This is a genomic window from Streptomyces aurantiogriseus (assembly GCF_014649375.1).
In the GTDB taxonomy this organism is placed as follows: Bacteria; Actinomycetota; Actinomycetes; order Streptomycetales; family Streptomycetaceae; genus Streptomyces; species Streptomyces aurantiogriseus.
The window spans coordinates 100,148-114,040 of sequence record NZ_BMSX01000010.1; the positions used below are offsets into that span (position 1 = coordinate 100,148).

The 13,893-nt window shown below is 72.5% G+C and carries 13 protein-coding genes; 6 read left to right on the forward strand and 7 right to left on the reverse strand.

Annotated features, from left to right (window positions below; all coding sequences use genetic code 11):
- Positions 1-136: 136 nt before the first annotated feature.
- Positions 137-619 carry a DUF6299 family protein gene (locus tag IE263_RS21755; protein WP_189939171.1) on the reverse strand — a complete coding sequence of 161 codons (483 nt, stop codon included), beginning with the start codon at positions 617-619 and terminating at the stop codon, positions 137-139.
- Between the two features lie 229 nt (positions 620-848).
- Here IE263_RS21755 and IE263_RS21760 point away from each other — a divergent pair, with 229 nt between their 5' ends.
- Positions 849-1,037, forward strand: a complete 189-nt coding sequence (locus IE263_RS21760) for a DUF5999 family protein (protein WP_189939172.1) — start codon at positions 849-851, stop codon at positions 1,035-1,037.
- Here the strand turns inward: IE263_RS21760 and IE263_RS21765 are convergent, their stop codons facing one another.
- The gene (locus IE263_RS21765; RefSeq protein WP_189939174.1) at positions 1,038-1,439 is read right to left on the reverse strand and encodes a RidA family protein; all 402 of its coding nucleotides are present in this window, start codon (positions 1,437-1,439) and stop codon (positions 1,038-1,040) included.
- The gene (locus IE263_RS21770; protein WP_189939176.1) at positions 1,436-2,623 is read right to left on the reverse strand and encodes an acyl-CoA dehydrogenase family protein; all 1,188 of its coding nucleotides are present in this window, start codon (positions 2,621-2,623) and stop codon (positions 1,436-1,438) included. Before IE263_RS21770 ends, IE263_RS21765 begins: the two co-directional genes overlap by 4 nt.
- A 181-nt stretch (positions 2,624-2,804) precedes the next feature.
- On the opposite strand from IE263_RS21770, the gene IE263_RS21775 reads away from it, so the two are divergent.
- Positions 2,805-4,427: an AMP-binding protein gene (locus tag IE263_RS21775; protein WP_189939178.1), complete on the forward strand. Its 1,623-nt coding sequence runs from the start codon at positions 2,805-2,807 to the stop codon at positions 4,425-4,427.
- Positions 4,424-5,236, forward strand: coding sequence for a PaaX family transcriptional regulator (locus IE263_RS21780; RefSeq protein ID WP_189939180.1), 813 nt, complete (start codon positions 4,424-4,426; stop codon positions 5,234-5,236). Before IE263_RS21775 ends, IE263_RS21780 begins: the two co-directional genes overlap by 4 nt.
- Before the next feature lie 19 nt (positions 5,237-5,255).
- Here IE263_RS21780 and IE263_RS21785 read toward each other — a convergent pair whose 3' ends face one another.
- Positions 5,256-7,643 carry a bifunctional salicylyl-CoA 5-hydroxylase/oxidoreductase gene (locus IE263_RS21785; protein WP_189939183.1) on the reverse strand — a complete coding sequence of 796 codons (2,388 nt, stop codon included), beginning with the start codon at positions 7,641-7,643 and terminating at the stop codon, positions 5,256-5,258.
- Between the two features lie 2 nt (positions 7,644-7,645).
- Positions 7,646-8,473, reverse strand: coding sequence for an enoyl-CoA hydratase family protein (locus IE263_RS21790; protein WP_189939184.1), 828 nt, complete (start codon positions 8,471-8,473; stop codon positions 7,646-7,648).
- Positions 8,474-8,795: 322 nt separating this feature from the next.
- On the opposite strand from IE263_RS21790, the gene IE263_RS21795 reads away from it, so the two are divergent.
- Entirely contained in the window at positions 8,796-9,257 is a 462-nt protein-coding gene (locus IE263_RS21795; protein WP_189939187.1) for an ATP-binding protein, read from the forward strand.
- 88 nt (positions 9,258-9,345) lie between these two features.
- Here the strand turns inward: IE263_RS21795 and argF are convergent, their stop codons facing one another.
- Together argF and IE263_RS21805 are read right to left on the reverse strand one after the other, a co-directional pair.
- The gene (gene argF / locus IE263_RS21800) at positions 9,346-10,353 is read right to left on the reverse strand and encodes an ornithine carbamoyltransferase (protein WP_189939188.1); all 1,008 of its coding nucleotides are present in this window, start codon (positions 10,351-10,353) and stop codon (positions 9,346-9,348) included.
- A gap of 112 nt (positions 10,354-10,465) precedes the next feature.
- Positions 10,466-11,689 (reverse strand): arginine deiminase, encoded by a 1,224-nt coding sequence (locus IE263_RS21805; protein WP_189939190.1) that lies wholly within the window; start codon positions 11,687-11,689, stop codon positions 10,466-10,468.
- A gap of 138 nt (positions 11,690-11,827) precedes the next feature.
- Here IE263_RS21805 and IE263_RS21810 point away from each other — a divergent pair, with 138 nt between their 5' ends.
- The gene (locus IE263_RS21810) at positions 11,828-12,991 is read left to right on the forward strand and encodes an SPFH domain-containing protein (protein ID WP_189939192.1); all 1,164 of its coding nucleotides are present in this window, start codon (positions 11,828-11,830) and stop codon (positions 12,989-12,991) included.
- Entirely contained in the window at positions 12,988-13,887 is a 900-nt protein-coding gene (locus tag IE263_RS21815; protein ID WP_189939194.1) for an NAD(+)/NADH kinase, read from the forward strand. The genes IE263_RS21810 and IE263_RS21815 overlap by 4 nt, the downstream gene beginning before the upstream one ends.
- The last annotated feature ends 6 nt before the right edge of the window (positions 13,888-13,893 follow it).

A 13,893-nucleotide genomic window follows, 5' to 3' on the forward strand; every position in this document is an offset into this window, starting at 1 on the left:
GCTCGCGCGGAGTGAACCAACGATTCCTGAGCCGCGCGGGCGGCACGATCCCGAACGAACCCGGCCGCGCGACGAGCATCCGGTCCGTTCGACAGCAGACCCTGCCGCCCGCGTGGACACCGCGGTGCGGGGCCGTTCAGCCCGCGACCAGCGTGATCTCCTGCTCCTGCGTCACGCGCACGGCGGGCAGGGGCAGGATGCCCTGGGCCCGGAGTTCCACCAGCGTGGTCTTGACGCGGGCCGAGCCGGGCCCCAGCGCGCCGGAGGCGACGTGACCCGTGTTCACCCAGCGGTGCTCGGCGCCGTCGCACACCGCCCGGGCGCCGCTGATGCCGCGCCACAGGGTCGGGGGGTTCTGCGCGACGGTGGAGCTGACGAAGACGGGACTCGTGCCGTCGAGGCAGCGGTAGGTACCGGAGAGGGTGACGGTGCCGTCGGCGGCGATACGGCCGGTGGGGTCGACGGTGACGGTCTCGTCCGGGGCGGCGGTGGCGGTCGCGCCCGGGGCGGTGGTGACGGTCTCGTTCGGGTCGGGGGTGGCCTCGGTCACCGCCGGGGTGGCCAGCACGACGAGCAGGGCGGCACCGGCGGCCGTGGTCAGGGCAGGGCGCAACGACATGGAAGGACCTCCTCTTGTGGGGCTTCCACTGGTACCTGGCGGCCATGCCCGGGCCGCTGATCGTCACCCCTTCGATGGCGAGTCCGCACCGGGCGTCGGCGAACGGTCGTGGAGTTGTCCTGGTGCTGTCACGGTCCGCTGCACCCTCTGGTGGCGGCGTCCGGATGGGCGCATGGTCGGTCCACGGGGCCCACCGAAGGGGCCGGCCCCACCGACGTGGAGGTGCGCCATGTGTGACCACCAGTCCCCCAGCCCCGCCGTCGGCGCCGCGCACGTCGTCGCCGCCCACCCCGAGCAGGGCTGGAGCCTGCTGTGCGACGGCACGATCGTCTTCGACGACTCCGGCGAGCTGCTGCCCGACGGCCGGGTCGTGGCCCCGCACCGGGTGAGCGTGGACCGGCTGGCCGTCGCCGCCTGATCAGTCCCCGAGGACCGCGAAGCCGTCGAGTTCGACGAGGGCGGCCTCGTCCCACAGACGTACGATCCCGATGACCGCCATCGCCGGGTAGTCCCGGCCCGCCGACTCCCGCCAGAGGCGACCGAGTTCGGATGCGCAGGCGCGGTACGCGGCGACGTCCGTGACGTACACCGTGACGCGCGCCAGGTCCGCGGCCGTGCCGCCGGCCGCCCCGAGCGCGGCCAGCAGATTGGCGAGCGCCCGCTCGAACTGCTCCGGCAGCGTCTCCCCGACCACCTTCCCGTCGGTGTCGAGCGCGGTCTGGCCGGCCAGGAACACCACCCGGGAGCCGGTGGCGACGACCGCGTGCGAGAAGCCGGCCGGCGGGGACAGCTCGGGCGGGTTGACGCGTTCGACGGTCATCGCACGGCCTCCATGTCCGCGCTCGTTTCCTGCGACTCCTTGTACGACTCCTTATCCGGCTCCCTATCCGACTCCTTGTACAACTCCTTGGCGATGATGCCGCGTTGGACTTCGCTCGCCCCCTCGTAGATGCGGGGCGCCCGCACCTCGCGGTAGAGGTGCTCCAGCAGGTGACCCCGTTGCAGCGCCCGTGCTCCGTGCAGTTGGACGGCCGCGTCGACGACGTACTGCGCCGTCTCCGTGGCGAGCAGCTTGGCCATCGCGGCGCGGCGCGGGACGTCGGGGGTGCCGGTGTCGTACGCCGTCGCCGCCGCGTAGACCATCAGGCGGGCCGCCTCCGTGCGCAGAGCCATCTCGGCGACCTGGTGGGCCACTGTCTGGAGGTCCCTCAACTTGCCGCCGAAAGCGTCCCGTCGGGAGGTGTGGGCGAGGGTGGCGTCCAGGGCGGCCTGGGCCATGCCGACCGCGAACGCGCCGACGCTGGGCCGGAAGAGGTTGAGGGTGGACATGGCCACGCGGAAGCCGTGGTCCGGCTCGCCGAGCACGTCGTCCCGCGTGACCGGGACGGCGTCGAAGGCGAGGGCGCCGACGGGGTGCGGAGCGAGCAGGTCGAGGGCGGAGCCGGTGAGGCCGGGGCGGTCGGCGGGGAGCAGGAAGGCGGTGACACCCCGGGCGCCGGCGCCGGGCGTGGTGCGGGCGAACACGGTGTAGACGTCGGCCTCGGGGGCGTTGGAGATCCAGCACTTCTCGCCGGTCAGGCGCCAGCCGTGCGGCCCGTCGCGCTCGGCCGCCAGGGACAGGGCCGCCGCGTCCGAGCCCGCGCCCGGCTCGCTGAGCGCGAAGGCGGCCACCGCGCCGCCGTCGGTGACGCTGGGCAGCCAGCGCTCCCGCTGGGCGGGGGTGCCGTGCGCGTGGACGGGGTGCGCCCCGAGTCCTTGCAGGGCGAGCGCGGTCTCCGCCTCCGTGCAGGCGTACGCGAGGGACTCGCGCATCAGGCAGAGGTCGACGGCGCCGGAGGTGAACAGGCGGGAGAGCAGACCGAGTCGGCCGAGTTCGGCGACGAGCGGGCGGTTGACGCGGCCCGGTTCGCCCTGGTCCGCGAGCGGGCGCAGCCGGTCGGCGGCCAGCCCGCGCAGTTCGGCGCACCAGGCGGTCTGCTCCGGTTCGAGTGAGAATGCGGGCATCGCCGGGCCCCTCTCTCCGATGGCCTCCGCCGGGCCTCCCTCTGACCTTCCCCGGCCTCCCTCGACCGTATAGCGAACTGTTGACTGCCGTCACCAAGACGATACGCTCGGTGGGCGAGCCCACCACGACGCCCGTCACGGCGCCCGGAAGGCGCCCACCAAGGCAAGGGGGCGACCCGCCATGAACGTCTCGGCCCACGTCGACACCTTCGCGCGCGACCATCTCCCGCCGCCCGGCCAGTGGCCCGAGCTCCCCTTGGACCTGCCGGAGCTGCGCTACCCCCAACGGCTGAACTGTGCCGCCGAACTCCTCACCGGCCCCGCCCCGGACCGGCCCGTCTTCCACACCCCCACCGGCCCGGCCTGGACGTACGGCGAGCTGCGCGCCCGCGTCGACCGGCTGGCGCATCTGCTCACCGGTGACCTCGGGGTCGTCCCGGGCAACCGGGTGCTGCTGCGCGGGCCGACCACGCCCTGGCTCGCGGCCTGCTGGCTGGCGGTGCTCAAGGCGGGCGGGATCGCGGTCACCGTGCTGGCCCAGCAGCGCCCGCAGGAGCTGCGCACGATGGGCGAGATCGCCCGGGTGCAGCACGCCCTGTGCGACATCCGGGCCGTCGACGACCTCGCCAAGGCGGACATCCCGGGGCTGCGGATCACGACGTACGGCGGTGACGCCCCCGACGACCTGCTGCGCCGGCCGGCGCCGGACACGCCGTACCGGGCGGTGGACACCGCCGCCGACGACGTGGCGCTGATCGCCTTCACCTCCGGCACCACCGGACGGCCCAAGGGGTGCCTGCACTTCCACCGGGATGTGCTCGCCATAGCCGACACCTTCTCCAAGCATGTGCTCCGGCCCCATGAGGACGATGTCTTCGCCGGCAGTCCCCCGCTCGGCTTCACCTTCGGCCTCGGCGGGCTGCTGGTCTTCCCGATGCGGGCCGGGGCGAGCGCGCTGCTGCTCGAACAGGCAGGCCCCCAGCAACTGCCGCCCGCGATCGCCGGGCACCGGGTGTCCGTGCTGTTCACCGCGCCGACCGCCTACCGCGCGATGCTCGACCACCTCGGCGGACACGACCTCTCCTCGCTGCGCCGCTGTGTGTCGGCCGGCGAGAACCTGCCCGCGGCCACCTGGCGGGCCTGGCACGAGCGGACCGGGCTGCGTCTGATCAACGGCATCGGGGCCACCGAGCTGCTGCACATCTTCATCTCCGCGGCCGACGAGCAGATCCGGCCCGGCACGACGGGCGTCCCCGTCCCCGGCTGGCAGGCGCGCGTGCAGGACGAACACGGCGTGCCCGTCCCCGACGGCCGGCCCGGACTGCTCGCCGTACGCGGCCCGGTCGGCTGCCGCTACCTCGCCGATCCCCGTCAGGGGGAGTACGTCCGCGACGGATGGAACATCACCGGCGACACCTACGTCCGCGAGTCCGACGGCTATTTCCGGTACGTCGCCCGCGCCGACGACATGATCGTCTCGGCCGGGTACAACATCGCGGGCCCCGAGGTCGAGGATGCGCTGCTGCGGCACCCGGACGTCGTCGAGGCGGCGGTCGTCGGCCGGCCCGACGAGGCGCGGGGTCAGGTCGTCGTGGCGTTCGCCGTGGTGCGGGCGGGGGCGCGGCGCGACGCGGAGGCGCTGCGGGCCTTCGTCAAGGAGGAGCTGGCGCCGTACAAGTGTCCGCGCGAGATCGTCTTCCTGGACGCGCTGCCGCGCACCGCGACCGGCAAACTGCAGCGGTTCAGGCTGCGTTCCTCTGGTTACACGATGGTGACCAGCACTGATGCCGACGACTTAAGATGATCATCGTGTCCGACCAGCCCGCACCTCGGTCTCTCATCGTCACGCTCTACGGCGCGTACGGCCGCTTCGCGCCGGGCCCCGTGCCCGTCGCCGAGCTGATCCGGCTGCTCGCCGCGGTCGGCGTCGACGCGCCCTCCGTCCGCTCCTCGGTGTCCCGGCTGAAGCGACGCGGACTGCTGCTGCCGGCCCGCACGGACGAGGGCGCGGCCGGCTACGAACTGTCCACGGAGGCACGGCAGTTGATGGAGGACGGCGACCGGCGGATCTACGCCACCGCGCCGCCGGAGGACGAGAGCTGGGTGCTGGCGGTGTTCTCGGTGCCGGAGTCGGAACGGCAGAAGCGGCATGTGCTGCGCTCCCGGCTGTCCGGCCTGGGCTTCGGCACGGCCGCCCCCGGCGTGTGGATCGCGCCCGCCCGGCTCTACGAGGAGACCCGCAACACCCTGCGACGGCTGCGCCTCGACCCGTACGTCGACTTCTTCCGCGGCGAGCACCTCGGCTTCGCGCCGACCGTCGAGGCCGTCGCCCGCTGGTGGGACCTGGCGGCCGTCGCCAAGCAGCACGAGGCGTTCCTCGACCGCCACGCGCGCGTGCTGCAGGCCTGGGAGCGGCGCACGGACACCCCGCCGGAAGAGGCCTACCGCGACTATCTCCTCGCCCTGGACTCCTGGCGCCACCTCCCCTACGCCGACCCCGGCCTGCCCGCCCGTCTGCTCCCCGAGGGCTGGCCGGGCACCCGCTCGGCGGCCGTGTTCCAGGGGCTGCACGAGCGGCTGCGGGACGCTGGTGCGGAGTTCGCCGGGGTGTGAGGCGCCGAGGTGTGAGGTCTCAACTCCCCAGGGAGAGGCGGGGTTTGGGCGCGTCCGTCCGCCCGGTCCGCGGTGGCCGGCTGCCCGCCCGGTACGGCGCCGGCCAGACGACGCCCGGTCCGTCGTAGCCCTGTTCGGCGGCGGCGTGCAGGGTCCAGTGCGGGTCGTAGAGGTGCGGGCGGGCCAGCGCGCACAGGTCGGCGCGCCCGGCCAGGATCAGTGAGTTGACGTCGTCCCAGGAGGAGATCGCGCCGACCGAGATCACCGGGATGCCCACCTCGTGCCGGATGCGGTCCGCGAACGGCGTCTGGTACGACCGCCCGAACTCCGGCGTCTCCTCGGCTACGACCTGCCCGGTGGAGACGTCGATCGCGTCGGCGCCGTGCGCGGCGAACGCCCCGGCGATCTCGACGGCGTCCTCGGCCGTGGTCCCGCCCTCGGCCCAGTCGGTGGCGGAGATCCGCACCGTCATGGGCCGCTCCTGCGGCCATACACGCCGTACGGCGTCGAAGACCTCCAGCGGGAACCGCAGCCGCTTCTCGAGCGAGCCGCCGTAGGCGTCCGTGCGGCGGTTGGTCAGCGGTGAGAGGAAGCCGGAGAGCAGGTAGCCGTGGGCGCAGTGCAGTTCGAGCAGGTCGAACCCGGCCCGGGCCGCCCGCCCGGCAGCCGACGTGAACTGTTCCCGCAGATCGGTCAGTTGGGCCCGGCTCAGCTCCCGGGGCGTCTGGCTTCCCGGCTTGTACGGCAGCGGGGAGGCGGCCACGAGCGGCCAGTTGCCGTCGGGCAGGGGCTCGTCCATGCCCTCCCACATCAGCCGGGTCGAGCCCTTGCGCCCGGAGTGGCCGAGCTGCACGCCGATCGCGGTGCCCGGCGCCCGCGTGTGCACGAACTCGGTGATCCGCCGCCACGCCTCGCCCTGTCGGCCGGTGTAGAGGCCGGTGCAGCCGGGCGTGATGCGCCCCTCGGGGGACACGCACACCATCTCGGTCATCACCAGTCCCGCCCCGCCGAGGGCGCGCGAGCCGAGATGGACGAGGTGGAAGTCGCCGGGGAGGCCGTCGGTCGCCGAGTACATGTCCATCGGGGAGACGACGACCCGGTTGCGCAGGGTCAGTCCGCGCAGCCGGAACGGGGTGAACATCGGGGGCGTGCCGGGCGGGCAGCCGAACTCCCGCTCCACGGCCTCGGTGAAGCGCGCGTCGCGCAGGCGGAGGTTGTCGTGGGTGACGCGGCGGCTGCGGGTGAGCAGGTTGAAGGCGAACCGGCGCGGCGGCCGGCCGACGTACAGGGCGAGGTTCTCGAACCACTCCAGGCTGGCGCGGGCGGCGCGCTGGGTCGAGGCGACGACGGGCCGGCGCTCCTCCTCGTAGGCGGCCAGCGCCCGGTCCAGGGACGGCTGTTCCTCCAGACAGGCGGCCAGGGCGAGGGCGTCCTCGACGGCGAGCTTGGTGCCGGAGCCGATGGAGAAGTGGGCGGTGTGGGCGGCGTCGCCCAGCAGGACGACGTTGCCGTGGGACCAGCGCTCGTTCACGACCGTGCGGAAGGTGGTCCAGGCGGACTTGTTGGACCTGAGGGGCCGTCCGCCGAGCGCGTCCGCGAAGATCTTGGCGCAGCGCTCGATCGACTCCTGTTCCGCCATCTCCTCGAACCCGGCGGCGCGCCACACCTCCTCGCGCATCTCCACGATCACCGTCGAGGCGTCGGCCGCATACGGGTAGCCGTGCAGTTGCATCACGCCGTGCTCGGTCTCGGCGATCTCGAAGCGGAAGGCGTCGAAGGCGAAATCGGCGGCCAGCCAGATGTAGCGGCACCGGTGGCTGACCACCTGGGGCCGGAACACATGGGCATACGCCTCGCGGGTGGTGCTGTGCACACCGTCGGCGGCGACGACGAGGTCGTACTCCTCCGCGAGGCGCTCCGCGGGCGGCGCCTCGGTGCGGAAGCGCAGGTCGACACCGAGGGAGCGGCAGCGTTCGTGCAGGATCTGCAGCAGCTTCTTCCTGCCGAGGGCGGCGAAGCGGTGGCCTCCGGCGGTGTGGCGGGTGTTTCGGTGGACGATGTCGATGTCGTCCCAGCGGACGAAGGCCCGTTCGAGGGCCTCGTACACCACCGGATCCGCGTTCTCGATGCCCCCCAGGGTCTCGTCGGAGAGGACCACTCCGAAGCCGAAGGTGTCGTCGGGGGCGTTGCGTTCCCAGAGGGTGACCTCACGGTCGGCGTTGAGGCGTTTCAGCAGGGCTGCGGCGTAGAGGCCGCCGGGGCCGCCGCCGATGACCGCGATGTGCAGGGGGTGGCTGGTTCCGTCTGACGACTGCGGGTTGATGGTGGCTGGTCGCGCCCCGCGGCGGAGCCGCAGATCGACACCGTCCCGCGCCCCTTTTGTAGGCGTCCCCACGTTGGCTGCCATGGTTACCGGCCCCGCCACTTCGGGGGCCTCTTTTCCGTGAACGCCGCGTGGAACTCGGCATAGTCCTCGCCGTTCATCAACAGGGCCTGTGTGGCTGCGTCGAGTTCCACAGCTGCCGCCAAGGGCATGTCCAGCTCGGCCGTGAGCAGGGCCTTCGTCTGGGCGTACGCCAGGGCCGGGCCGTCGGCGAGGCGGCGGGCGAGGCGGTGTGCGGCCTCGTCCGCCCCGCCGTCCTCGGCCAGCTCGCTGATCAGGCCGATCCGCTCGGCCTCGGGCGCGCGCACCGGTTCGCCGAGCATGAGCAGCCGGGTGGCGTGGCCGAGGCCGACGACCCGGGGCAGCAGATAGGCGGCGCCCATGTCGCCGCCGGAGAGGCCGACGCGGGTGAAGAGGAAGGCGAAGCGGGCGGTGGGGTCGGCGACCCGGAAGTCCGCCGCCAGCGCCAGCACCGCGCCCGCCCCGGCCGCGACCCCGTGCACGGCCGCGATCACCGGGAACGGGCACTCCCGTACGGCCCGGACGACCTGGCCGGTCATCCGGTTGAAGTCGAGGAGCTGGGCGGTGTCCAGGGCGAGGGTGGCGCCGATGATCTCCTCGACGTCGCCGCCGGAGCAGAACCCGCGCCCCTCGCCGGCCAGCACCAGGGCGCGCACCGAGCGTTCCCGGGAGAGTTCGGCGAGCAGGTCGCGCAGGTCGGCGTAGGCGCCGAAGGTGAGCGCGTTGAGTTTCTCGGGGCGGGCGAGGGTGACGGTGGCGATGCCGTCGGTGCGGGTGACGCGGAGGTGGTGCCAGTCGGAGGTGCGGGCGGCGGAGCCGGTGAAGGGACTCATGAGGGCGGCCTCCTCGACGAGCGGTCACTCACGAAGTTATCACCGTTATGTGACCGTCGTCAGGAGTGCGCGATAGAGCCGCCGGGTATGCCACGAAGGTGTCACCGCGTGACCGGTCCCCGTCACATGCGTCACCGGTCGTCAATAACGCGGTAACAACGGGATCAGGGGTGCCAGTGGGGCCGTTGAGCCGGGTAAGCCGACCGGTGACGGGGCCGAAGGGTCCCGTACGGCACCCGCCATGTGCCTCTGCCGACGGCCGCCGTACCATTCCCCAAGTTGAAAGCAGGACCGCCTGATGTCGAGCACAGGAACCTGCGCCATGAACGGACTCGCCTTGCACGAACGCCCCTCCGCCTCAGCCGCCTCCTGGCGCATCGCGCTGCCGCACTCCGCCGCGGCCGTGCCGGTGGCCCGCGCACTGGTCCGTACGGCGCTGGCCGAGCTGGAGCACGGGGCGGACTGCGACACGGCGGAGCTGCTCACCGCCGAGCTGGTGGCGAACGCCGTGGAGCACACCGCGGGGGACGAACCGATCGAGCTGGTGGTGCAGTTGCAGCCGACCGGCTGCCAGGTCGAGGTGCACGACCCCGACCCGGTGCCGCCCGGCGACCTGACCCGTCCGTCCGGTGAGGAGCCCGACCCCTGGCAGGAGCACGGGCGTGGCCTGCTGCTGATCCGCGCCCTGAGCTCGTCCTGCGGTCACCGCCCCACGGAGTCCGGCAAGGCGGTGTGGTTCAGGCTGGCTGCGGTTCCGCCGCAGCGGCGTCCGCATCCGGCGTGACCTGCGCCGGGAGTTCCGGCGCCCGTGGAGGACGTACAGCACGAGGACATAAGGCCTGGTGAGGACCTCTGTTTCTCGCGGGCGAGGGTCAGGCGAGCGTCGCCACGAGAACGGCCTTGATGGTGTGCAGGCGGTTCTCCGCCTCGTCGAAGACGACCGAGTGGGCGGACTCGAAGACCTCGTCGGTGACCTCCAGGGACGCACGGCCATGGGTCTCGAAGATCTCGCGGCCGACCGTGGTGCCGAGGTCGTGGAAGGCCGGCAGGCAGTGCAGGAACTTGACGTCCGGGTTGCCGGTGGCGCGCAGGACGTCCATGGTCACGGCGTACGGGGAGAGCGCCGCGATCCGCTCGTCCCAGACCTCCTTGGGCTCGCCCATGGAGACCCATACGTCGGTGGCGACGAAGTCGGCGCCCAGGACGCCCTCGGCCAGGGACTCGGTGAGGGTGATGCGGGCCCCGCTGGTCTCGGCGAGCTCATGGGCCCGGTCGACGATCTCCTGCGCGGGCCAGTAGGTCTTCGGGGCGACGATGCGGACGTCCATGCCGAGCAGGGCCCCGGTGATCAGATAGGAGTTGCCCATGTTGAAGCGGGCGTCGCCGAGGTAGGCGAAGGCGATCTCCGGCAGCGGCTTGGCGGTGTGCTCGGTCATGGTGAGCACGTCGGCGAGCATCTGGGTGGGGTGCCAGTCGTCGGTGAGGCCGTTGTAGACGGGCACGCCCGCGTGCACGGCCAGTTCCTCGACCTTCGCCTGGCTGTCGCCGCGGTACTCGATCCCGTCGTACATCCGGCCCAGCACCCGCGCGGTGTCCTTCACCGACTCCTTGTGGCCGATCTGCGAGCCCGACGGGTCGAGGTACGTCGTAGAGGCGCCCTGGTCGGCGGCGGCGACCTCGAACGCACAGCGGGTGCGCGTCGAGGTCTTCTCGAAGATCAGCGCGATGTTCCTGCCGCTCAGGTGGCGCGTCTCGGTCCCGGCCTTCTTGGCGGCCTTCAGCTCGGCGGCCAGCTCGATCAGGCCGCGGAACTCCTCCTGGGTGAAGTCCAGCTCCTTGAGGAAGTGGCGGCCGGCGAGGGCGGTCGGGACTGTCGCCATGGGGGCGCTCCAGAGGTGCGGTGAAGGGATGCAGTGACAGGAACCTTTGGAAGTCTATACGAGATTCAGCATTTCTATACAGCCCCGCACGCCGATCCGCACACCCTTGCGGCTACACGGCCTCCCGCACGACCGGACAGCTCATGCAGCGCGGCCCGCCCCGGCCCCGGCCCAGCTCACTGCCCGGGATCTCTATCACCTCGATGCCCTGTTTGCGCAGATGGGTATTGGTGGTGGCGTTGCGCTCATAGGCGATGACGACGCCGGGTTCGACGGCGAGGACGTTGCAGCCGTCGTCCCACTGCTCACGTTCGGCCGCGTGCACGTCCTGGGTGGCGGTCAGCACGCGGATCTCGCTGAGACCGAGGGCGGCGGCGATCGCGCGGTGCATGTGCTCCGGCGGGTGGTCGGTGACCTTCAGCTCCTTCTCGCCGACACCCGGCTCGATGGTGTAAGAGCGGAGCATGCCGAGGCCCGCGTACTGGGTGAAGGTGTCACCGTCGACCATCGTCATCACGGTGTCGAGGTGCATGAGGGCGCGCCGCTTCGGCATGTCGAGGGCCACGATCGTCTCGGCCGAGCCGGCGGCGAAGAGCTTGTGGGCGAGCATCTCGACGGCCTGGGGCGTGGTGCGCTCGCTCATGCCGATGAGCACCGCACCGTTGCCGATGACCAGGACGTCCCCGCCCTCGATGGTGGAGGGGTAGTCGGCCTGCCCCTCGGACCAGACGTGGAACGTTTCCGCACGAAAGAGCGGGTGGTAGCGGTAGATCGCCTCGAAGTGCACGGTCTCGCGCTGCCGGGCCGGCCAGCGCATCGCGTTGATGGAGACGCCGTCGTAGATCCAGGCCGAGGTGTCACGGGTGAACAGGTGGTTGGGCAGCGGGCGCAGGAGGAAGTCGTCGAGCTCCATGACGTGGAAGCGCACGGACGTCGGCTCCGGGTGCACCTCCAGGAACTCCCTCTTGGTCATGCCGCCGACGAGGGCCTCCGCGAGTTCGGGTGCGGGGAGGTTCTCGAAGGCGGCACGGAGGTGGTCGGTGGCGAGCACCCCGTACTCCTTCTCGTCGAAGACCCGGTCCAGGACGAGTGATCTGGCCGCCGGGATCTTCAGGGCCTCGGTGAGCAGGTCGCCGAAGAGGTGGACGGCGACGCCTCGGTCGCGCAGGACGTCCGCGAAGCCGTCGTGCTCGGCGCGCGCCCGGCGCACCCACAGCACGTCGTCGAAGAGGAGGGCGTCCTTGTTGCTGGGGGTGAGCCTTTTGAGCTCGAGATCCGGCCGGTGCAGGATGACGCGGCGCAGCCGCCCGGCCTCGGAGTCGACATGGAATCCCATGCCTCCATCCTGACCATCGGGGACCGCCTTCACCCGCTCCTGGACCGATTCCGCCCGACCCAGTTTTCGTCCCCTTGACGACAAGGACCCCCGGCCGTTATCGTCGTGCTGACGAAAATCGCGAACGAGGGGGATCCCGTGGCTGACATCACCCGACGCCTCGGCTGGCGCCATCTCCGGGGCGCTCCGACGGCGCACGTCCGTCATCACCGCTCCGGCAAGCTGGTGCACGACGGGCCGGGGCTCAGCTTCTGGTTCCGCTCGCTGACCGCCGCGCTCTCCGAAGTGCCGGTCGACGACCGGGAGTTGGCGATGACCTTCCATGCCCGTACGGCCGACTTCCAGGATGTGGCCGTACAGGCGACGGTCACCTACCGCGTCAGCGACCCGGCCGTCGCCGCCGCCCGCCTCGACTTCTCGATCGACCCGGACACCGGCGCCTGGCGAGGCGCGCCGCTGGAGCAGCTCGGCACGCTGCTGACGGAGACGGCCCAGCAGCACGCACTGGACGTGCTCGCCCGTACGCCGCTGGCGTCGGCGCTGGTGGACGGCGTGACGTCCGTGCGTGAGCGGGTCGCGGCCGGCCTCGCCGCGGAGCCCCGCCTCCCCGCCACCGGCATCGAGATCGTGGCCGTCCGCGTGGTGGCCCTGCGTCCCGAGCCGGAGGTGGAGCGGGCCCTGCGCACGCCGGCCCGTGAGCAGATCCAGCAGGAGGCGGACCGGGCGACGTACGAGCGGCGGGCGGTGGCCGTCGAGCGGGAACGGACGATCGCCGAGAACGAGCTCGCCAGCAGGATCGAACTCGCCCGGCGCGAGGAGCAGCTGGTCGAGCAGCGCGGTACGAACACCCGGCGCGAGGCCGAGGAGAACGCGGCCGCCGACAAGGTACGGGCCGAGGCGGAGGCGACGCGCACGGTGCGGCTCGCGGAGGCGGAGGCGGCCCGCTCGGTCAAGCTCGCCGAGGCGGAGGCGGCCCGGCAGGTCCGGCTGGCCGACGCCGAGGCGCACCGCACCCAGCGGCTGTCCGAGGCGGAGGCCGCCCGCACGGTGACCCTCGCCGACGCGGAGGCGTCCCGTTCCGTACGGCTCGCCCGCGCGGAGGCCGAGGCGGCGCGCGAGGTGGGCGAGGCGCGGGCGCAGGCCCAGGCGGCCTGGCTGCGCGTGCACGCCGACGTCGACGTGACGACCCTGCACGCCCTCACCGGGACACGGCTCGCGGAGAACCTCCCGCAGATCGACAGCGTGACGATCTCGCCGGACGTGCTGACCGGGCTGCTCGCCAAGCTGGGAGCACAGGAGTGAGCCTCGCCCCGCGAGCCGTACTCGTCCATCGCACCACGGAGTACGAGGAGTTGGTGGCCCGGCACGGCACACACGGCCAGGCCGCCTTCTTCCTCGCCTCCCGCGGCCGGGACATCGAGGAGGTCGCCGAACGGCACCGCCGCACCAGGCGGGCACTGGCGGAGGTGACGGCGGCGATCCCCCTGACGTGGCGTCAGTCACGGGTCGAGCGTGCCGACTTGGACCGCTTCCTGTTCGCGCCCGAGGACGTGGTCGTCGTGGTCGGGCAGGACGGTCTGGTGGCCAACGTCGCCAAGTACCTCGCGGGGCAGCCGGTGGTGGGCATCGACACGGACCCCGGCCGCAATCCGGGCGTCCTGGTCCGCCACCGCCCGCGGGACGCGGGTGTGCTGCTCCCCTCCGCGCTCGCGGCCGGCACGGAGACGGCCGAACTGACCATGGTCGAGGCCGTCGCCGACGACACGCAACGGCTGCTGGCCCTCAACGAGATCTACCTCGGCGCCGCCGGTCACCAGACCGCCCGATACCGCCTGGGCCTCGAGGACGACGGGGGTGTCGTCGAGGCCCAGGCCTCCTCCGGGGTGCTCGTGGGGACCGGCACGGGGGCGACCGGCTGGATCCGCTCGGTGTGGCAGGACCGGGGTGGCACTCTCCGCCTGCCGGGGCCGACGGAGCGCCGGCTCCTGTGGTTCGTACGGGAGGCATGGCCGTCCCCGGCGACGGGCACCTCGCTGGTCGCGGGCGAGCTGGCGGCCGGGGGCCGGCTGACGCTCACGGTCGAGTCGGAGCGGCTCATCGCCTTCGGGGACGGGATCGAGAGCGACGCGGTGGAGCTGACGTGGGGGCAGAGGGTGACGGTGGGGGTGTGCGGGGAGCGGTTGCGGTTGGTGGGGTGAGGGCGG